This window comes from Veillonella montpellierensis DSM 17217, from assembly GCF_000426745.1.
Classification (GTDB): domain Bacteria; phylum Bacillota; class Negativicutes; order Veillonellales; family Veillonellaceae; genus Veillonella; species Veillonella montpellierensis.
Genome location: NZ_AUFY01000017.1, coordinates 1 through 21,287, shown reverse-complemented (window position 1 = coordinate 21,287; position 21,287 = coordinate 1). Strand labels below are relative to the sequence as shown.

At 35.5% G+C, this 21,287-nt stretch carries 19 protein-coding genes and 1 rRNA gene; 15 read left to right on the top strand and 5 right to left on the bottom strand.

Annotated features, from left to right (window positions below; translation table 11 throughout):
• Positions 1-6 precede the first annotated feature (6 nt).
• The 5 genes from K357_RS0105795 to K357_RS0105775 all read left to right on the top strand — a co-directional run bounded on the left by K357_RS0105795 (position 7) and on the right by K357_RS0105775 (position 4,904).
• Positions 7-621, top strand: coding sequence for a MotA/TolQ/ExbB proton channel family protein (locus K357_RS0105795; protein ID WP_028257860.1), 615 nt, complete (start codon positions 7-9; stop codon positions 619-621).
• Positions 611-1,015: an ExbD/TolR family protein gene (locus K357_RS0105790; protein ID WP_028257859.1), complete on the top strand. Its 405-nt coding sequence runs from the start codon at positions 611-613 to the stop codon at positions 1,013-1,015. The genes K357_RS0105795 and K357_RS0105790 overlap by 11 nt, the downstream gene beginning before the upstream one ends.
• 9 nt (positions 1,016-1,024) lie before the next feature.
• Positions 1,025-1,762 (top strand): energy transducer TonB, encoded by a 738-nt coding sequence (locus K357_RS0105785; RefSeq protein WP_028257858.1) that lies wholly within the window; start codon positions 1,025-1,027, stop codon positions 1,760-1,762.
• 464 nt (positions 1,763-2,226) lie between these two features.
• Complete coding sequence (locus K357_RS08935) at positions 2,227-4,458, top strand: TonB-dependent receptor (RefSeq protein ID WP_051212145.1); 2,232 nt, start codon at positions 2,227-2,229, stop codon at positions 4,456-4,458.
• Positions 4,459-4,472: 14 nt separating this feature from the next.
• On the top strand, positions 4,473-4,904 hold the full coding sequence (locus tag K357_RS0105775) for a hypothetical protein (protein WP_028257857.1): 432 nt from the start codon (positions 4,473-4,475) through the stop codon (positions 4,902-4,904).
• Between the two features lie 167 nt (positions 4,905-5,071).
• Here the strand turns inward: K357_RS0105775 and K357_RS0105770 are convergent, their stop codons facing one another.
• From K357_RS0105770 to K357_RS08930, 3 genes are all read right to left on the bottom strand, one after another.
• Positions 5,072-5,602 (bottom strand): adenine phosphoribosyltransferase, encoded by a 531-nt coding sequence (locus K357_RS0105770; protein ID WP_028257856.1) that lies wholly within the window; start codon positions 5,600-5,602, stop codon positions 5,072-5,074.
• Positions 5,603-5,635: 33 nt separating this feature from the next.
• A complete protein-coding gene (locus K357_RS0105765) occupies positions 5,636-7,801 on the bottom strand; it encodes a tetratricopeptide repeat protein (protein WP_028257855.1) in 2,166 nt (721 codons plus the stop codon).
• 223 nt (positions 7,802-8,024) lie between these two features.
• Positions 8,025-8,693, bottom strand: coding sequence for a DUF1638 domain-containing protein (locus K357_RS08930; protein ID WP_071838038.1), 669 nt, complete (start codon positions 8,691-8,693; stop codon positions 8,025-8,027).
• A gap of 285 nt (positions 8,694-8,978) precedes the next feature.
• On the opposite strand from K357_RS08930, the gene K357_RS09725 reads away from it, so the two are divergent.
• From K357_RS09725 to K357_RS0105730, 6 genes are all read left to right on the top strand, one after another.
• Positions 8,979-9,152: a hypothetical protein gene (locus K357_RS09725; RefSeq protein ID WP_156004908.1), complete on the top strand. Its 174-nt coding sequence runs from the start codon at positions 8,979-8,981 to the stop codon at positions 9,150-9,152.
• 164 nt (positions 9,153-9,316) lie between these two features.
• On the top strand, positions 9,317-9,736 hold the full coding sequence (locus K357_RS0105750; protein ID WP_028257854.1) for a DoxX family protein: 420 nt from the start codon (positions 9,317-9,319) through the stop codon (positions 9,734-9,736).
• Positions 9,737-9,758: 22 nt separating this feature from the next.
• Positions 9,759-10,877 (top strand): AI-2E family transporter, encoded by a 1,119-nt coding sequence (locus K357_RS0105745; protein WP_028257853.1) that lies wholly within the window; start codon positions 9,759-9,761, stop codon positions 10,875-10,877.
• A gap of 98 nt (positions 10,878-10,975) precedes the next feature.
• Positions 10,976-11,566 carry a PepSY domain-containing protein gene (locus tag K357_RS08925; protein ID WP_051212142.1) on the top strand — a complete coding sequence of 197 codons (591 nt, stop codon included), beginning with the start codon at positions 10,976-10,978 and terminating at the stop codon, positions 11,564-11,566.
• Between the two features lie 104 nt (positions 11,567-11,670).
• Positions 11,671-13,032, top strand: coding sequence for a TrkH family potassium uptake protein (locus tag K357_RS0105735; protein WP_028257852.1), 1,362 nt, complete (start codon positions 11,671-11,673; stop codon positions 13,030-13,032).
• Positions 13,033-13,042: 10 nt separating this feature from the next.
• On the top strand, positions 13,043-13,690 hold the full coding sequence (locus K357_RS0105730) for a potassium channel family protein (protein ID WP_028257851.1): 648 nt from the start codon (positions 13,043-13,045) through the stop codon (positions 13,688-13,690).
• A gap of 267 nt (positions 13,691-13,957) precedes the next feature.
• Here K357_RS0105730 and K357_RS0105725 read toward each other — a convergent pair whose 3' ends face one another.
• The gene (locus K357_RS0105725) at positions 13,958-15,475 is read right to left on the bottom strand and encodes a dihydrolipoyl dehydrogenase family protein (RefSeq protein WP_028257850.1); all 1,518 of its coding nucleotides are present in this window, start codon (positions 15,473-15,475) and stop codon (positions 13,958-13,960) included.
• A 293-nt stretch (positions 15,476-15,768) separates the two neighbouring features.
• On the opposite strand from K357_RS0105725, the gene K357_RS08920 reads away from it, so the two are divergent.
• The gene (locus K357_RS08920) at positions 15,769-16,944 is read left to right on the top strand and encodes a cation diffusion facilitator family transporter (protein ID WP_051212140.1); all 1,176 of its coding nucleotides are present in this window, start codon (positions 15,769-15,771) and stop codon (positions 16,942-16,944) included.
• A gap of 368 nt (positions 16,945-17,312) precedes the next feature.
• Here the strand turns inward: K357_RS08920 and sstT are convergent, their stop codons facing one another.
• The gene (gene sstT / locus K357_RS0105715) at positions 17,313-18,533 is read right to left on the bottom strand and encodes a serine/threonine transporter SstT (RefSeq protein ID WP_028257849.1); all 1,221 of its coding nucleotides are present in this window, start codon (positions 18,531-18,533) and stop codon (positions 17,313-17,315) included.
• 291 nt (positions 18,534-18,824) lie between these two features.
• On the opposite strand from sstT, the gene K357_RS0105710 reads away from it, so the two are divergent.
• The 3 genes from K357_RS0105710 to K357_RS0105700 all read left to right on the top strand — a co-directional run.
• Positions 18,825-19,550 (top strand): class I SAM-dependent methyltransferase, encoded by a 726-nt coding sequence (locus K357_RS0105710; protein ID WP_028257848.1) that lies wholly within the window; start codon positions 18,825-18,827, stop codon positions 19,548-19,550.
• A 206-nt stretch (positions 19,551-19,756) separates the two neighbouring features.
• Positions 19,757-20,506, top strand: coding sequence for a nitroreductase family protein (locus K357_RS0105705; protein ID WP_028257847.1), 750 nt, complete (start codon positions 19,757-19,759; stop codon positions 20,504-20,506).
• A 678-nt stretch (positions 20,507-21,184) separates the two neighbouring features.
• A 16S ribosomal RNA gene (locus tag K357_RS0105700) occupies positions 21,185-21,287 on the top strand; the annotation flags it as partial.

The window sequence follows — 21,287 nt, the reverse complement described above, 5'->3', positions numbered from 1 at the left end:
GATTGTATGCAATTGTTTGAATTATTTATAAAAGGTGGATATGTCATGTATCCATTGCTAGTGTGTTCTTTTATTGTTATTGTGGTTTTCGTAGAACGTGTGCGTTTTTATCGATCTGTTTCCGAAAATGTGCAGGAATTACAGGAATTAGTAAATCCATTGATAGCTAAGCATGATTGGAAAGCCATTATATCTTTGAAGAATACGCGATCTGGTATGATTAGCCATATATTAGCAGAGGCAGCTCGTGGTGGCGATAATATAGAAAAACAAGAAAAATTATTAGAAGCAGCCTCGATTAGCGAATCATCCAAGTTGCGACAATATTTGAGCTATATTGAGTCGATTGTTACTATAGCTCCTTTATTAGGTTTATTAGGAACCGTTACAGGTATGATTGGATCTTTTAGTATTTTGTCTATTTCTGAAGGAGAACCATTTGCGATTACAGGGGGAGTCGGTGAAGCACTTATAGCCACAGCAACAGGATTGATAGTAGCGATTATTGCCGTTATTTTACATACATACCTAGCACATCAACAAGATGTTTTGATTAGTCAGATTGAAGATGCTAGTAGTATGTATATGGCGGAATTGGCAGGTGAAAATCATGCGTCTTAGGTCATTGAGAACTACGTCAAAACCAAAAATTATGATTATTCCAATGATTGATATTATCTTTTTCTTGTTAGTATTTTTCATGATGAGTATGTTAACTATGGTTGTGCAAAAGTCCATGCCAGTTCAATTGCCACAGGCTACAACAGCTAAAATTGATTTAGAACGCAAGGTACCAATAACCATAACTAATACAGGACAAATTTATGTGGAATCACAAGCTGTATCACTAGAAGGTATGATCCGATATTTGCAAGCAGAGAAAGTAAAAGGTGGAGATATAGTCGTTATTTTACGTGGCGATGCTAAAGTAGAATATGGATCATTTGTTACTGTTTTGGATACATTAAAACAAATGGGAATTGTAAAAATATCGATTGCTACAGACAGTAAATAAGGAGGTATTATGGATAGACGATGGCGCCTCCCTATAGTAATATCTTGTCTTATAAATATAGGATTATTAATCATATTAGGCGTGTTGGGAAAATTACAAGTGTATACAGATAATAAACTAGATGTTGTAGAAGTACGTTTAGTAGATGAAGGAAAAGGAGATAGTGGGCAGTCTAGTGGAGGACCTGCTATTACTAAGCCTCAGACAGAAAAAGTAACGATACCTCCGCCTATTTCATCTGTGGAAGAAGCTAATGCTATATTGGAACAAGTTAGTGCATATCAATCAAACCCTATACCTCAAAAGAAACCTAATGATACGATTGCTGATACTAATAGTGCCGCTAATATAGGAGGAGAGAGTATAGGATCGAGTTCTGGCGTAGGTGCTGAACAGGGAGAAGGGACAGGGTCTGGTGAAGGTAGCGGAGACAATATTGGCAATGGCACTATGGGAAATGATGATGGCGTTATAGTAGATAAAGGAAGCCTAACCTTGGTGAATGATGTTGAAGCATCATATCCACCTAAAATGTTACGACAAGGAAAGACGGGAAGCGTTACAGTACAACTTTTAGTGGAAAAAGATGGAACTGTTAGTTCGGTAGATGTTATTGATAGTACAGGAGGCTCTGAATTTGAGGAAGCAGTTAGGAAGGTAGCGTACCAATGGACTTTTGTACCAGCTACACAAAATGGCAAGCCTGTACGTGCTTATGCGAGAAGAACGTACACGTTCTCACTATAATTTAATAGAATATATAGTGTTATATTAGTAAGTCGAATATATACTATGTCTGTTTTGAAATCCTTTTATTAGGTGAAGCTTAAAAAGGAGTATAAGATAGAATCAAGGTTATACTGGTTAATTGCCACTATGAACGATAAAGAACCTTACAGAAAAATATTTTTGTAGGGTTCTTTTTCTTAGAAATAGTGCATATACGATAGTGATACATACAAGCAAGTTAATAACAATAATTTTATTAGTAAAATGATAGGACACATTGAAAGTAGTATGGAAACATGATACGATAGTTGAAAGATGAAGTGATAGAAAATTTTGTTATAGAGTACATATAATTAGATCTATCAAGTATATATACGCTCTTACTCCAGAATTAAAACAATACTAAGAAAAGCGGTGATAAGTATCTAGTGAAGAAATGTTTTGTTTATTAGAAATGTATTCGTTTTAAAGGAGAAATATGTATGTCAAAAAAATTATTAAGTAGTGCTATTTTATGTACACTTATGACAGGTACGAGTGTAGCTTTTGTAGGAGTACATGCTAGTACACCTTCTACGTATGAGTTGCCACCAGTGGTTGTAACAGCAACTAGAATGGAAGAATCAGTAGAAAAAGTACCGGCTTCTGTAAGTGTTGTTACAGCAAAAGAGATAGCAGATCATAATTACTCATCGACTGCACAAGCTGTTGGACAATTGCCCGGGATTTATTTGAATCCAAAGAATGATGGCGATATTTCTATGCGTGGATTTAATTCGACAGATATTCTTGTCATGGTTGATGGACAACCCGTTAATAGTGGATGGGATGGTACAGTTGACTGGAGCTTAATACCTATACAAAATATTGAAAAAATTGAAGTAGTGCGTGGAGCAGCTTCTTCTTTATATGGTGGACGTGCTGTTGGAGGCGTTATACAAATTACCACTAAAAAGAATAGAGAAGAAGGTCTTCATGGAGATATTATTCTTTCTACAGGTAGCAATCATACAACTACGCAAGGATATAATGCATCCATAAAAAAAGATAAATTAGATATTAATGCAGGTTATGAAAAAAGAAAAACAAATGGTTGGCCTGGTTTTTTCATTGAAAAAGTTGCTGGTAATGCAAAAATTACAGACCCTGTAGTTAATGTAGCGCTAGATACATCTGCTAGAGATAGATATATTGTCGGTGGTAGAGGCGATAAGGCACTTAGCACTGAAAGTTATCATGTGAAAACAACATATCATTTTGATAAAGATCAGTCTTTAACATATTCATATTCTCATAGCAATCACCGTTATTCTTATACTCATCCATTTAGTTTTATTAAGGATACAAATGGGAATGAGTTGTTTTATGGAAAAGTTATTTTGCCAACAGGAAAGCAATTTGATATAGAACCAGTTAATTTTTTGGGATATGTAGGACAGAGAGAATGGGCAATACATAATCTTAACTATAATGATATTAAACATAGAATTCATGCTCATATTGGTATGACAGATATTAAAAAAGCAGGATTTTCCTCGCCAGATGGACCAAAACAAAGTGTTACTCCTAGTGAGTTAGAGGCGTGGAATGGAAAGGGAAAATTTTCTTTTTATCCAAGTAAAACTAAGGACTTTGATGTACATAAGACCTGGGATTTAAATGAACATACCTTATTAGCTGGTATAGGTTATCGAAGTAGTTCTTTTGATCAAACTAGATATACATTAGATACATGGAGAAATTTAGATAGTAACAAGTCAGCCTATGAACTTCATGGCGGTAAAGATGAAGCATGGTCTGGGTATGTACAAGATAAATGGCAAGCTAGTGAACGATTGACTACCTATATGGGCATCCGTTTTGATAGATATAAAAAATATGGTGGATATGGAACCTATTTAGATACGAATGTGGCACGCACTTATGCAGAAGGCGTTTATACGGAATGGAGTCCAAAATTATCTTTCGAATATGCATTGCCGAAAGATGTAACTTTATTTGCAAGTTATGGTCATTCCTTTACCCCACCTATCCTGTATAAGGTTTATAGAGATGAAGGGGCAAAAATTAAGAATAGTAATGGAAAACTTACAGTTGATAAACAGGGGTCCTTATCTAATCCTGAGCTAAAACCAGAAACTGCGAATACGTTTGAAATTGGTATGAAGAAAAAATGGGGTCATAAAACTTTTGCCAGTGCGACTCTTTATAAGACTGTAACAAAGGACGCTATTAAATACTATAAAACTAATAAAGAAACATCTATGAATGGAATTCTATATAAAAAAGGATTTTCTCAGTATAGAAATTTTGGGGAGGCAAAAAAAACAGGTATAGAATTGGAAGGAACGCATAAATTTAATAATGTATGGAGTTCTTATGTCAATTATGCATGGGAATCTGAGTCGATTGATGGAGAACATAATTATAGTGTGCCAAAACATTTACTTCATTTTGGGGTTGCTTATACTAAAAATAAATGGAATATTTTAGCAGATGCACAATATGTTAGTGAAAGACAAAAATCAGAAGTTAAAAGTGGAACATATTATTCAGATGATGCGTTCTTTATTACAAATTTAGCATTTAATTATGACGTCACAGAAGATGCTAAATTACAATTTACTGTATATAATTTGTTTGATAGAAATTTCTATGCTAGTGAAGCAGCTAGTGGACGGACGTACACTATGGGATTGCATTATTTCTTCTAAGATAGGAGTATCGTATGGATTATAAAGTGTTATTGTTAGTTATGGTATCTTTACTCGGTACGTGTAGTGCGACGATGGCACGGATGCCAGAACCAGCTACGATGCCATATTATTTGCGAGGAGCAGAACCGCATAAGCCGCAGGTGGCACAGTATTATTTAGACGAACTGGTACAGGAAGGTAATATGACATTGCAAGAAGCGGAGCGGACAAAGGCATATTTGACGTTTCGTAATGCCCGTCGCATGCAAGATCTTAAAGAGGTAGAAGGCCTGTCTAAGGAAGAACGTCGGGCTGTGATGGCACATAAGAGGGCACTTAGAGGAAACCCTTTAGTAGAATATGCAAATTACTGTGGTATCACATTAGAACGAGCAGAAGAATTAATGAATTTGATGCATGGTTCCGATAAAGGATCTACCTATTATGCAAAGGTAACTAAATAGAACTTATAGAAAAGAGCTTCGTCAAGTGTAGTGACTTGGCGAAGCTCTTTTTTAGTATGTATTATTAGCTTGTTATATCTATGGCACCATTTTAGCAATGTGTGTATAAGCTCTAATTCCTATTTGTCAGTGTTTATTCGATAGATCATTGTATATAGTAGTGAACGCTAGTAGACTAATTGCGTATATACTGGATAGGGTTTTAGATGTTCGCGACCATGACAGTCACTGAGTTCAATGGTAAAGGCTAGTTCATATATATGAGCATTTAGTTGCTCTACAAGAGAAGTCATTGCATTAGCTGTACCACCAGTAGCTAATAAATCATCTATAATTAGCACATTGGCATTAGGAGGGAATGCATCTTTATGGATTTCAATGGTATTGTGACCATATTCTAATTCGTAAGAGGCTTGTATTACTTCACCAGGTAATTTACCTGGCTTTCTAGCTGGAACAAATCCTGCATCTAAGGCATAGGCTAAAGGGGCCCCTACTATAAAACCACGAGCTTCAGCACCGAGTACATAATCAATATTAGCATGTTGATAGCGCTGCAGAAGATCATCAATTATTATATGAAAGCCACGAGCATCCTTTAAGACGGTGGTAATATCACGGAATAGAATGTTGGGACTGGGGAAATTAGGAATCGTTCGTATTAATGACTCTATATACTGTATATCTTTTGTATTCATCTGTATAACTCCTTCATACTATATTTGAATAGGCTAGGATTTTTTTAGTTTTAATCGCTTTTTGCGCCAAGAACTTGTATCTGGGTAGGATCCGTTGAGTAAAAATGCACTTAACCAATAGTTAAGTGAAATGATGTTGTGTATTTCTGTTTCACACACGATGGGGCTTCCCTGATTAGGCATAAATAGTTGGACTCTATACGAGGTTGCATGATGTTTGCTTCGGTACATACAAAAAGCTCCCGTTTTAAAGCTTTCCAAATGCAAAGCTACTTTACTACATCCACCGTCTTGTAATGTGAGTAAGGCTGCTGTAATTTCTTCTTGATCGTTGGGTAAATCTGTTAAAATAAATGTTTGTTGGTCGACCTCTAATATAATGGAGTCGACAGGGATAGGGAGAGTTCGGTACTGTGTATGCCAATCGTGCATGGATGGTAAGGCCCCTGTACTATATAGGTTAGATATAATTGACATGCCTTCTGATCTAGGTACTACGGCCGATACATTTTGGTCAACTAAGAATTGCTGACCATCGTTGATAGGAACCATAGGAATATAGGTGTTTTCTTTTTTTGATGGTTCTTTTTGTAATAGCAAACCATCTTCGCGACTAATTTCTTGAGAGCCATAAAAGGTTATTTCTATGTGCTGTGCATCAATTTCCTTAGCGGATACAGAAGCAATAGCAACAAACATGTGCGGTACGGATTTTACCGTGTTGTACGTAAGATGTAACTCATGATGCATGGATAATTCTTGTACTAGCATATCCCAAGAATGTAGTGATGTGCGATGTGCTGGGGTTGATGCGTGTTTACTTATGTATAGTGTATAGTGCTGCCGAGGATAGATGTTATCAAATTGATAACAAGTAGTACGGGAACTTTCATCATGACGTGTCCATATGCCGTTAGCGTAGGAAAAACTCTTTAATCGTTCTTCTCCTTCTCGGCAATTAGCTTGTTGATAGGCTAATACAGCTTTTTCAAAGTCTGGTGTTTTCGTGAAATACCCATGTTCATGAGCGTAACCGAGTGCACAAAATAAAATTTCCTGCATGAGCGGAACGTATTGAAAGTTGTTTTCTTTGGCACGACGTTTAAATTCTTGTAGTCCTTTTTGTAGATAGTATAGAGCTGCCGCACGATCTTGGGTTACGCCCAAACCATGCAGATACATGTAACTTAAAAAAGGATAGAGATAACTTTCATGACTAGAACCGAGGGCTCGCAATGCCCAATAAGCTGAGCGACCGTAATCGGCGGTAATGCCATGAAGTCCAAAGAAATAGGCATACACACATTGAATCATGCAATAGGGGTTTCCTAGAGAAGCGGCTTCTTCATAGTAGGTAACTGCTTTAGGTCCATTGAGAGGAATGCCTTTATCCTTGAAATACATATCACCCGCTTCTTCTAATCCGTCTATGTCATGATACTGTGCAGCTTGTTCGTACCAGTAGAGTGCTTTTTCTATGTCATTATCATCTTTTTCCGCATAAATACCACACCAGTACATGGCATTAGGATTACCACAAGAGGCGGCACGAGTCATAACAGATCTAGCTAAATCATATTTCTTTTGGCGTAAGTAGAGATTTCTTAAGTTATCAGGAAACATAGAAAACCCATTCGTTAATGACAAATCTAACCAATAGTCGGCTTCTATAGTTGCTAGTTTTTGGTAGTATGTTCTAGTGGATATGAATAGTTTTTTTAATTTGCTCATCCAATTAGCGTGAGCATGCAAACGGTTAATCGCACTAGGTCCAATTGTGGTATAGTCCCCCCAATAGTAGACATTACCGATTACATATTGACAATAGGCATCACCTTGTATCGCGGCGGATAATACGCGATTAAAGGCCTCTTCTTTGGTAATAGGTAGTTGCCGATTGAGAGAGGGTAAAATGGCTCCAGCAGTGCGTAAACCCTGTAGTAATCCAATGGCACTTGATTGTTTAATGCTTTGTTGTAAATAATGTGCTGTTAGTGCATCATTTTCTTTTATAGAGGCACCAGGCCAAAAAAACTCAGATCCTGCATAGGTGCGACTTAGTAAGGCGGCTGCATCACCATTTCCTTGATCAGCATATATTTGTAATTTTGATTGTCCTTCCTGAATGATTAGTGGATCCCAAGAATAGAATACCTTTTCATAGGCAATTTGGACTTCATCAGTAAAATAAATTCCCATGATTGCTCCCATTAGAATGATAATTTATATATGATTTTCTATATACTAGATTAGTATACGAATTATAGTGTCGATTACTATTATACTGCATGAAGATGAATAAGTAGCTAATAGGGGCGCACAGTTCCTTTTTATATATGCTGTGGCGAATTAGCTACTTGTTTATTACATATTCAGCCTCTGTGTTATATGTAAGTCTACTATAGATGATGCATGTACATAACTAGCACCAACTTAGAAATTGACTGGTATCCACTGCCATGTGTGCTGATAATTTGATAAAGTCTTCATCAAATTGTTCACGGGCTATTTTTTTTAAAATCCCATAGTTGCCATGTATGATATCTGATGTGCCATATAGACAGTCTACTAGAGGCGTCATTTTTTCGAGGATATATGGTAAATGACCTAATCCAGTGTCGACAAAATAAAAATGATTAAATCCATCATATAGATTACGTATGTAATTTTCAGCATACTCTTTCCCTTTAGTTTGGGTCAAATTACTTAGAGAGTGAGGGGAATTTGTATTAAAATCGACCCAACCTTTAGTAAAAATAACACCATCAATAGGACGTTGTAGAGTTGTTAGCGAATCTTCATTGGATAATAGAATATCAATACAATCACGTGTGCGTGGGATGATTAACTCACTGGAGTTAGACATAAGTCCTGCCGTACCGCCACCACAGGAGGATACACAGATGATGATACGATCGTATTCATTAGATAATTGATGAATGCATTGTTGTAAATGACGTTGTAATGCATCGGGTGTCTCATGTAAATGTTGTGGTATATATTGAATCGGAATAGTAGCATGCTGTGACGTAAGGGCCGCAGTTAATTCATAACGAAGTGTAGGGCAAGCGAGAATAATTGATTTCATCATGGTATAGTACGATAGTTATATGACTATCGGAACTCCTTTCTAATCGTAGATACTTATCATAGTAGTTATATATATCTATTGATGAATAGCTTTTTATATACTTATAAATATACTTTCAGTATAAGGGATTATGTAGAGAGAAACAAGTGATGACTGATTAGAAATGGAAATTGAAAAATCTTGTGATTTTATGTATAATGAATAAGAAATACTGTAGAATTTTATATAGTGAAATATATAATTATAGGTAGATTTAGTAATGTAGCGAGGATACAATTAAAGAATATGAAAAAATATATTATAGCATTTGTAGTGGCTGCTTTCTGGAGTGCCATAGTAGGGGCAACACCACAAGCTCAATTTGATAAAGATGAATTTCAATGGGCTACACGTATGGTTGATATGAACATAGATGCATCTCAGCCTACATCTACTAATATGTCACATCGTCCGTACTAGTTGTATGGACATGATTTTAGAAAACAATGATTGGCAGGTAGTATTATAGTTAATAGTAAGTAGTATAGTAGTCAATAAAAATATATGATTCCTATACGATAGCACATTGCGGTTGTCATTATCTGCAATGTGCATTATTTGCATATAGGCAAGGAGGATTTACTATGTCCTTATTGTTCAGAGGGCTATTTAGGCACCAAGATTTAGGACTTTTTATATATCGTATTGTGATAGGCTTAGCAATTTTTATGCATGGCCTTGCTAAGTTACAGTCCAGCAATGATGTGATTGCTTCTGTAGGTAGTGCTGTTAGTTTATTAGGTATTCATAGTTGGTATTATGAGTTTGGTATAGTAGCGGCTCTATGTGAAATAATAGGCGGTATTTTAGTCGGGATTGGCTTGTTTTCTAGGCTTGGGTCGTTGATGGTGTGTATTGTATTAGCTATGGCTATATGGGTGCAATATGATACAGGTTTTCTTCACTGGATATATCCTGTTGAAGTTGGTGTTGGATTTTTAATGATTTTTATTGGAGGCCCTGGCCGCTATAGCATTGATTATATGATTACGGGAAGACGATAATCATAGAAGTGGAGCATAGTCGATGAAATGGTTAACACCTTATAAAGGAATTATTATAGCCGTTGTATTAGCCGGTATTATGGGAATTATTGCCATACGATTTAATGATGTATTGGCGATTATTTCCGCCTTAATTGAAGCACTTGTACCATTTATAATTGGCGCTATTTTGGCATTTGTTTTAGATATTTTAGTACAACAATTTGAACGATTATGGAGACGAATATTCCCTAGTAAAGGATACACTAATTTGGAAAGATTAGTGTCTATTATTCTGTCGTTAGTTACCATCATAGTAGTTATTTCTTTTATTGGACGGATGGCGATTCCACAATTAATACATTCATTAGGGATTATTGTTAATTCACTACCAGTTTTGTATACAGACACTATGCGATGGGTAACGACGCATATTAGTGTGATTCAAGTAGGAAATAATATTACTGTAGCAGATTCAATTTCTACAGAAAGTATGATAGAACAAGTTCGTACATGGGGAACACAAGGCGGTAGGTATATTGTATCTACTATGGGGTCAGCAGTAACATGGTTTATTAATTTCGTCATTGGTCTCATTTTTGCTATTTATATCTTGCTAGATAAAGAGCGACTTACCTATCAATTTAGCAAGTTGTTTAGAGCATATTTGCCAGATACGATGGTTGGAAAGATGAGTCACATTGTATCCGTTGGATCAGATACATTTAGTAAGTTTTTTGTTGGTCAGTTTCTAGATGCTGTTATATTAGGTACATTAGTAGGTGTGGTACTGGCTATTTTTCAAGTATCCTATGCATCTACCATCGGTTGTGTAATTGGCTTAACGGCACTTGTACCCATGGTAGGCGCTTATGTAGGTGGTATTATGGGCCTCTTGATGGTATTGACAGTCAGTCCCATGGAAGCGTTGGTATATTTAATTATATTAGTGGTAATGCAACAAGTAGAAGGTAATTTCATTTATCCTCGCATCGTAGGAGGATCGGTAGGCTTACCAGGATTATGGGTGTTTGCTTCCGTCACTATTGGTGGTGCGTTGTTTGGTATAGTGGGAATGTTATTGAGTGTACCGTTAACAGCCACGATTTATAAGCTGTTACGAGAAGATGTAAATCGCCGACTACATACGAATATTGAATAAAATGGTATGATACTTATACTACATGATATATTGTATATATCATATGATTTTGTTATACTTTCTTTAATATATGATAATTGCTATTAGGAGGTTGTTATATGATGAATAAAAAATTTGTATCATCTATGGTGACAGGCGCAGTTGTGTTAGGTCTTTTTGTTAGTGTTATACCGATGAATGCACTAGCGGCAACTAGTAATGCTGATATGGCAGCACAAACATTGAATCGTAAGCCAGGTCAGTCCATGTTATTATCAATGTCAGAAGCAGCAACTATTTTTTTAACTACCTATCCTGATTCGGCAGTACATTCTATTTCTTTACGAGCAGATAAAGGTCAATTTGTGTATCAAGTAGAAGGATATACGTTGAAAAATACGTATAAAATTTCTATTGATGTTATTACTGGGGCTATTAAAAAACAAGAAGTATCAGGTCGAGAAAAGAATTTAGTGGAAAAAATTTTTAATCCAGCTAATGTGATTGCTCCTCATGCGGCAGAAGCTAACGCTGTATCTAGTGTAGGAGAGGGTGCCATTGCCAAGGGTTGGAAGGTAGAAGCTGAAAAAGGAAAGGTTTCCTATACAGTTACAGTACACCATAATGGAATGAAAATAGATGTAGTGGTCGATGCGACTACAGGCTCTATTCTTTCACAGAGCAAGGGAGAACCAATTAATAAGGATTAGTATTAGTTTTTATACGCGTCATATAAGGGACTATGGTGAGTATCGTCACATGTAATGAGTCGGCTCATTATAGTCCATTTTAGTAATATCGTGGTGAATCTATTATGTTAGAAAAAGAACACCTAACGCCTAGAAGTTTACATGCTATAGCTGCTATTAATCCTTATCGCTGGCTGGCTATTAGCTTTATTGGCGTTATTATTGTAGGTACTATATTATTAATGTTACCTATATCGTCAGCAGATCATAGAATGACATCAATTATAGATGCTTTATTTACGGCTACCTCCTGTGTATCTGTTACGGGACTTACAGTGGTGGATACGTATACACATTGGTCCCTAGTAGGCCAACTAATTATGATTGTATTAATCCAAATTGGTGGCATGGGTACGATGGTATTATCTACTATTATTCTGCTAGTATTAAGAAAGCGGATTGGATTAGAAAACCGCCTCTTAATACAAGCAGATACTGGAGATACTCGCAATTCTATTGTTTTACTTGTTAAACGTATTGTTACTTTAACAGTAGTGGTAGAAATGATAGGTGCTATTGGGTATATATGGCAATTATACCCTTACTTAGGAAGTAGCAGCTTCTATTATGGTACATTACAATCAATTTCCACGTTTTGTAATGCAGGATTTGTATTTTTTGATAATACATTACCTTATAACATGATTAGTGATTGGGCTTTTACACTGATTACTTGCACTTTGATTAGTATTGGCGGATTTGGGTATATGGCTTTGTATGATATAGGCCATAATGGATATAAGGGGATTCGTCATTTAGAATTGCATACGAGAATTATGCTATATGGACAAGTCGTTTTAGTTGTTCTAGGTACGGTGTTCATTGCCATGTTAGAATGGTCGAATGGGGAAACATTGGGGCAACTGGCCTATCTCGATAGATGGCAAGCGGCATTATTTCAGGCTATTACGCCTCGTACAGCTGGACTCGCTACTATTGATTATAGTGCTGTTCATCCTATTACGGCATTTGTAACCATTATACTAATGTTTATTGGAGCCGGACCTAATTCAACTGGTGGTGGTGTTAAAATTAGTACCATAGCCATTATTTGGGCTGTATCAACACATATATTTAATCGACGTACGGATGTAGTGTTAGGCAAATCGTCGATTGCTAATGATACTATCTACCGTGCTTGTGGTATTGTATTTTTTTCTACCCTTTGCATTTTGTTGGGAACCTGTATATTGGCATGGCAAGAACCGTACCCCTTCTTATCATTATTATTTGAAGTACAATCTGCCTTTAGTACAGTTGGTTTATCGATGGGGATTACACCCTATTTGGATACATGTAGTAAATGGGTATTAATCATTATTATGTTTACCGGTAGGATTGGGGTGCTCACCTTAATTGGTACATTTGCTTTGCGTAGAAAGGCACAAGATCCTATAGCTTATCCAGAAGGACATATCGTATTGTAGGAGACCTAGTATGAAACGAAAAAGTATTGCTATCGTTGGGTTAGGAAGATTTGGGAGTACCTTGGCAAAAACAGTTGTTGCTTTGGGACATGAAGTGTTAGGCATTGATAAAGATAAAACCATTGTTCAAAAAATGGTTCCCTATATAACACAAGGCATCATTGCAGACTTTAACGATGAAGATGCTATTAGAGCTTTACATTTAGAAGAATTTGATGTGGTTGTATTATCTATTGGTGCAGATACACAGGCTAAGTTGCTCGCTGCATTAGTGTTGAAAGAACAAAATATTTCATATTTAGTAGCGAAAGCAACTTCTAGTACGGAAGGTAAATTATTAAGAAAAATTGGGGTAGATGAAGTTATTTATCCAGAATTTGATATGGCAACGCGTGTGGCACATATGTTGACAAGAGAACATGTATTAGATTACTTTGAATTGTCTAATACGATTGCCATCGTGGAAATGGTGATTCCTAAGTTTATGATAGGTAAAAGTCTAGTCGAATTGCAGTTGCGTGATCAGTATAATATTAATGTAATAGCAATCAAACGAGGCAATGATATTATGGCGCCGCCGAATCCAAAAGAAATATTGAAAAAGACAGATATTATTATTGTAATTGGAGATAATTATAATATATCAAAATTAAATTAATCTAGTAGAGTTGTCTTATGGATAGAAGCGTGCTAGTAACTATAATACAAACAATCAGACCTCTATTCATGAATGTTAACTGCGTTAGTATTGAGAAAAATAGAATATAGACGATGGAAAATTTATTCCATTAGAAAGAGAAATTACTATAAAAATAATAAAAATCACCTTATTTAGTTATAATGAATAGGAAAATTATAACTAAGTAAGGTGATTCTATTTTGTCATTCTATTGTATAGATACTGATAGGTGATTGTAGATACAAATTACCAACGGTGTTCATAATAGACTTGCGTCCACATGGCTACTTCGATTAATGATGGATGAGGAGACATAGTTTCACCCACTGTAATTACAGAGTGCGGATCCATTTTTCTAACTAATCCTTTTTTTCGTAGTGTGCGCGTATTGGAAGAGGCTATTTCTTCATTAATGATAGATAATGGCGTATCGCCACTATTTAATAGATTTACATAGGGTTGAAATAAAATAGACGCTTGAGGCCCAATAACGTGAACGCCTAAGATATAATTCGTATCTTTGTCAACAACAATTTTAATAAAACCGTCATCCTCGTCACCAGGATTAAAGCCTAAGGCAAATCCTTTGGCAGAACTAGAATAGTAATTTTTACCAACACCAACATGATACCCTGCTTTAGTAGCTTCTTCTTCGGTCATACCGATATGGCCTACTTCTGGATATGTGAAGGTGACAGCTGGTACTAAATCATACCTAGCCCAACGCATTTCTTCAGGCTTAGTAGCACGATATAGATTATGAGCTATAATATCAGCTTCATAGTTTGCTTTATGTCTGAATGGAGCTTCTCCATTCACATCACCCATGGCATAGACACCATCTACAGAGGTTTCTAAAAACTCATTTGTCATGATCCAGCCACCACGTTTTGTTTTAATCGATGTATTTTCCAAATGCAATTCCTCGGTAGATGGTTTGATACCAGAGGCCATCAGAATTTCATCGCCTGCAATTTCTTGTATCTCATTAGTGGCTCTATCACGAATCGTAACAATTTTTTGACCATTTTCTACTCGTACATTTTCAGGTTCTTGGTTAAGATATATATGAAGACCACTACGCGTTAAATCCTTATAAATTTGCTCAGAAATTTCGCTATCTTCTTTTGGCAATAAACGCTTATTATGTTGTATTAAGTGGACTTCTGTACCTGCAGCAGAAAAAACGTGACCAAATTCTGTTCCAATAGGGCCACCACCCATGATAATTAAGCGCTTGAAAGGCTTTTTCGGATATTTATGGCCAAATAAACTTTCACTGGAAAGATAACCAGCTTCAGCGAGTCCTGGAATTGGATTGATTTTAGAATGACCACCAGTGCCAATTACAATATGTGCACTGGTCATTTTATCTGATTGAGAATCATCATTCATGGCAACTTGCAGTACTTTATCTTCTATAAATGTAGCAGCCCCTTCATAGACATCTACGTGGTCAAATTGCTTGTAATAGGAAAGAATACCTTTGCTTTCATCAATTTTTTGCCATACCCGTTGGGACATTAAATCCCAATCGATAGATGGCGTGGAAGTATGGACGCCAATTTTTTTATAATCTTCAATTTCACGGATAGCATTGGCTACTGTAACCATGACTTTTGTAGGAATACATCCTCTAGTTAAACAAGTGCCACCCCATTTTCCTTTTTCAATAATGGCTACGTGCAATCCTTTTTTTATAGCTGCATCAGCCACTATTAATGCGCCACCTGTGCCAATGACGATTAGATCGTATTGTTTCATAAGTATATCCTTTCTATAGGTAATGATAGTAATTCTTAGTAATATGTATTCATTATAACATAATTATATTTATATATATAGATATAGATTATAAAACCTATGCTAAATTGGCAATAGTATACAACACATTATCATTGATTATCAATGAGAATGTGTTGTATACTATATGTAATGAAAGAAATAGTAATAGTTACGTAGTGCTATTGGTTAGTAGATATAAGTAATATGTCTAGTAAAAACTATAGTGCATATATGATATAGTAGTAAGAGGTATTCATAGTAAAGGAGACAAAATGGAACGATTCTTAATTCATACATTTATAAAAGATCACACAAATGTGGAAGATCAAGAAGTTAGATATAATTATGGTCGCTTATCGGGCATTGTAGGTGTTATTGTTAATTTATTGATTTGTATTGGCGAATTAATCGTAGGACTTTTGATTGGGTCTATCGCTATGATTAGCGATGCGGTTCATAATGTGGCTGATGCAGGTGGTTCGTTAATTTCTCTCTTGAGCTTTAAGTTTTCTAATATACGACCTGATGAAGGTCATCCTTATGGACATGGCCGTGCAGAATATTTATTTTCTATCGTTTTCTCTATTATCTTGTTCGTTGTAGCCATTCAATTATTACAAGAGTCTATAAATAGAATTTTACACCCAACGCCTGTGGAATTTTCTATAGTAGCATTTATAGTTATGATTGTGGCAATGGTGCTTAAAGTATGGCTTAGTGCATTCTTAAAATCAATTGGCAACAAAATTAATTCCCCCATATTGATTGCCAATGGAACAGAAAGTTTATCTGACGTAGCTGCTACAGGATCCATAGCAATTGGTTTATTAGTTGGCTATTTATTTGATGTTTCTATTGATGGTTACTTGGGCGTATTAGTAGCTTGTTTAATTGGATTCGCAGGATTTCGTGTACTAAAAGAAGCAACTAATTGTATACTGGGTAATGAACCTTCTAAAGAAAGAGTAGATGCTATTATTAAGTTTATCACATCCTATGATGGAGTATTAGGCACGCATGGATTGATGATTCATGATTATGGTCCAGGCAAAGAATTTGCAAGTATTCATGTTGAACTAAATGCAGCTATGGATATGATAGATGCTCATACATTGGTTGATAGAATTGAACGAGACATTCGCAATGAAATGGGCATTGTATTAACGACGCATATGGATCCACTTAATCGTGATAAAGAAACTATTCGTTGGTTTAATAAAATTCATAATATTGTGAAAGCCTATAATCAAGATTTTGATATACATGATTTGCGTATTATTGAACAAAATGATGGAAAAGTAATTAGTTTTGATTTAATGCTTACTTTTAAAGAATGGAAACATAAAGAACAGATTATACAATTTTTTGTTACTTGCATTCATACCATTAATTCTGATTATAAGGTGGATATTCATGCTCATCATTATTATGCTAATGGAGAAGAATAAATTATAAAGTAGTAGATATATGAGTGTATAATTTTATGAAATGATGTATACAGGATTACATAGTTAGAATAAAAAAAGAGATCGATGAGGATCTCTTTTTTTTATAAATATGGTAGCGTAACAAAATAGAGTGTTCATACAATCGAGGAAAGCAAATCAAAAGGATCAACTTTCTTCGATTCTTTATATGAAAGGGAAAACAATAGGAATGGATATGATTATACTTAATCAGTGAACTATGACTAAGTACGTCTGTCATTGCAATAGGATATTTTTATTACAGAAATAATGTTAGTAGTGTAAACCGATTGTTGTAGATAACTGGTTTATATACCATAAGTAAGGCGATAATTTTATACCGTATACTATTAATCCAGTGTATCTGGATATCCACGTTTTGCGTAATCCGCAGTAGCAGTAAATAAGATATCTGTAGAAGAATTGAGAGCTGTTTCTGTAGAGTCTTGCAATACACCGATGATAAAACCAACACCAACAACTTGCATAGAAATATCATTGGAAATACCAAATAAACTACATGCTAATGGGATTAATAATAGAGAACCACCAGCAACACCAGAAGCCCCACAAGCACCGACAGTAGCGATGACACTTAATAAAATAGCAGTTAATATGTCGACTTGAATATGCAATGTATTAGCTGCAGCTAAGGTCATAATAGTAATTGTGATAGCAGCGCCACCCATATTGATAGTAGCTCCTAGAGGAATAGAAATGGAATAGGTGTCAGGATTAATTTTCAATCGTTTTGCCAAATCCATATTTACGGGAATGTTCGCTGCAGAACTACGTGTGAAAAAGGCAGTGATTCCAGATTCTCGTAAGCATTTAAAAACTAATGGATAAGGATTACGTTTTAATTTTGCGAAGACCATAATTGGATTAATCACTAAGGCAACAAAAAGCATGGTTCCCAATAAGATGATGAGCAATTGTGCATAACTAATGAGCGCTTCGATACCATTAGTAGCGATAGAATCAGCTACTAATCCCATGATACCAAGAGGTGCAAAACGAATGACCCAACCTACTACCTTGGTAATGGCTGTAGAAAGATTTTCCATAACTTCTTTAGTGGCTAACGATGATTGACGAAGAGCGGCACCAATGATTAAGCCCCATCCCAAGATGCCTATGTAGTTACCTGATTGAAGAGCATGTATTGGATTATCAACGATATTTTTTAGCAATGTTTTAATAACTTCTCCAATGCCTTCTGGAGGAGCAGCATCAGTAGCGCTAGATACTAAATGCAAGGTAGTAGGAAAGAGAAAACTTGCAATAACAGCTGTAGCGGCTGCAAGAAAGGTAGCTATTACATATAATATAACAATAGAACCCATACCAGTTTTTTGACCAGCGCGATGTTTACTAATAGCAGCAATAATCAAGAAGAATACTAATACAGGAGCAATCCCTTTTAAAGCACCTACAAATATAATACCTAATAATGATAACTCCTTAGCAAAGATCGGAAAAACTATTGCTACAAGTATACCAATTATTAACCCTACTAAGATTTGTTTGATTAAACTAATTTTGTTGATTGTTTTGATGAAACTATTCATACTACGTCTCCCTTATATAAAATTCTACTCATAATAGACATATGTCATTATAATACGAACAAGTGTATAATGGCAAGGGATAATTGTAATTTATTTATATTTAATTTATTGAATATAAATAAGGATAGAAAGAAAACAGATGATGGTTTTATTACTGTTTAATTAGTAGATAGAGTTTTGTATACGGCGTAAATGAGGTATAATAAAATCATTATGCAGTATTATATAGTTAATAACAATAATAAAGGAAAGTATTACTTTCGTAGTGAGAATATAGCGTAGGAGTTATCGATGAGTGATAAAGAGTTTAAAAGTCATGAAGACAAAGAGTTGTTTGTGCAAGGCGTATTTTCTAATATAGCTAGACATTATGACTTAATGAATACAGTACTAAGTTTTGGACAAGATTATTTTTGGCGCAAATTTGCTGTACAGAAAATGGAAGTCAAACCACACAATACTATACTAGATGTAGCGTGTGGAACCTGTGTATTTACTGTTGAAGCGTTACGACAAGAACCAACACTAACGGTGGAAGCACTGGACTTTAATAAAAATATGTTGGAAGAAGGGAGAAAGCGCGTTCATAGTCATGGACTTGATGCTCAAGTTCATTGTGTGCAAGGTGATGCGATGATGTTGCCCTATGAAGATAATCTATTTGATGCAGCCATGAGTGGATTCGCTATGCGGAACGTGCCAGATGTTAAACAGGTATTGCGGGAAATGAAACGTGTAGTTAAGCCAGGCGGTAAAGTGGTAACTCTTGAACTGGCAAAACCAACAATGATAGGATTTAAGCAATTATATTATTTGTACTTTGAAAAAATATTGCCATTGCTGGGACGTTTGAGTAAAGATAATTCATCTTATGCATGGTTGCCGGAATCATTGCGTCGCTATCCACATCAAAAAGAAATTTTGGAATATTGGAAGGAAGTAGGATTTGTAAATCCTACGTATTATGAATTAGCTGGAGGTATTGTAGCTGTTCATGTGGGTACGGTACCAGAATAAAAAATTTTATTTATGACGTTCATTTTTGTAAGGTGTTTTAGCAATATACATAGGATAGCAGACGTATAGCATTCATGGAGAAATGATGCGACTATAAGATAGAGTTTTGATTTTGTTAAATTAGGTCAAATTAGATAGCTTTCACTATAGGTATTATAGGTAGTAATTGTTATAGGGGTATTATGATGTTTACAAAGGAGAGGCATATGACACCGATTGATGTACTGTTAAATCATAAAACAATTAGAGAATTTAAGCCTAGTAGAATGTCACCAGCACATTTAAGTATTTTAATTGATGTGGCGAAACGTACGGCCACTAGTTTGGGGTTGCAATCATTTAGCATGATTCGTGTCGTTAATCCAGAAGTAAAAAAACAGATAGCCCAGATTTGTCAGCAAGAATATGTAGGCCGATTGCCAGAACTATTTATTTTTTTAGTTGACTGTTATCGAAATGTTAAAATCGCAGAAGAACAGGGGGAAAGTATAGATAATTTATGTGATGCAGATCGGTTCTTACAAGGTTGGACAGATGCGACCTTGGCCGCACAAAATATGGCGGGAGCTGCAGAACTTGGAGGATTTGGAACAGTATTTTTGGGAAGTATATTAAATGATGCACCACAATTAATTGAATTGTTACATATGCCTAAATATACATTCCCTGTGTTAGGATTAGGGATAGGTGTGGCCGATCAACATCCTCAGTTAAAACCACGTATGCCACGTGATATGAATGTATTTGATGATACATACGATGTGGTTGAAAGTTATATAGAGGCATTGGAAGAGTATGATGAGGAAATGGAAGAGTACTATGATTTGCGTGACAGTAATCACTCTGTAGGAAAATTTACGGCGCAAATTGTTAAGCACAGTCAACAAGTTAATATGAAGAGAAAAGAAGTATTAAAACAAGCTAAGCAACAAGGATTTATTTTTAATATGGAATGATATTTGTAAATGGATAGCGAATGCTATTGGTTATCTTGTAGTATTAGTTAACGGCAAGATTATAGGATATGAGTGATACATAAAAATAAGAAGGTCCTCTATAATAATGAAATGTGACTAAATCACTATGTTAAGGAGGACCTTCTTACGACATGTATCATGACTGAAGAAATATATTTTCCTAATGCATGTAAAAATACATTATCATTATACAAGTAGATGTAATAATATAGTACATAAAATAGTAGATATACATCATCCGATGAATATGTAGGCGCGTAGTTGATATACTTTGAGGGGTCTGTATCATACATGTTTGACTACTACAGAACGCCTACAAAAAAATAATTAAAATCCCCTTGCAATTTATGATGCAATAGGATACAATACTAATACAGTTCAGGTATGAGCTGTTTTAATTTGCTTGTCTAGAGAATAGGTACTAGATGAGCGAGAAAAATCATAAAAAGTTGTTGACAAGACATCTTGAAAATGATAAGATAATCAAGTCGTCGGTTGAAGAAATAGCGACAACAGATTTTTGAAAACTGAACAATATAAGGTAAACATTACTAAGTAATGTACATATGCCAGAGTGCGGGTTTCGTAAGAAACCAACCAAAAAATTCAAGTTACGTAAGTAACAAAAACAAATGAGCTAGCAAATAGCTTCAAGATATCTTGGAGAGTTTGATCCTGGCTCAGGACGAACGCTGGCGGCGTGCTTAACACATGCAAGTCGAACGAAGAGACATGGGAGCTTGCTCCTATGAATCTTAGT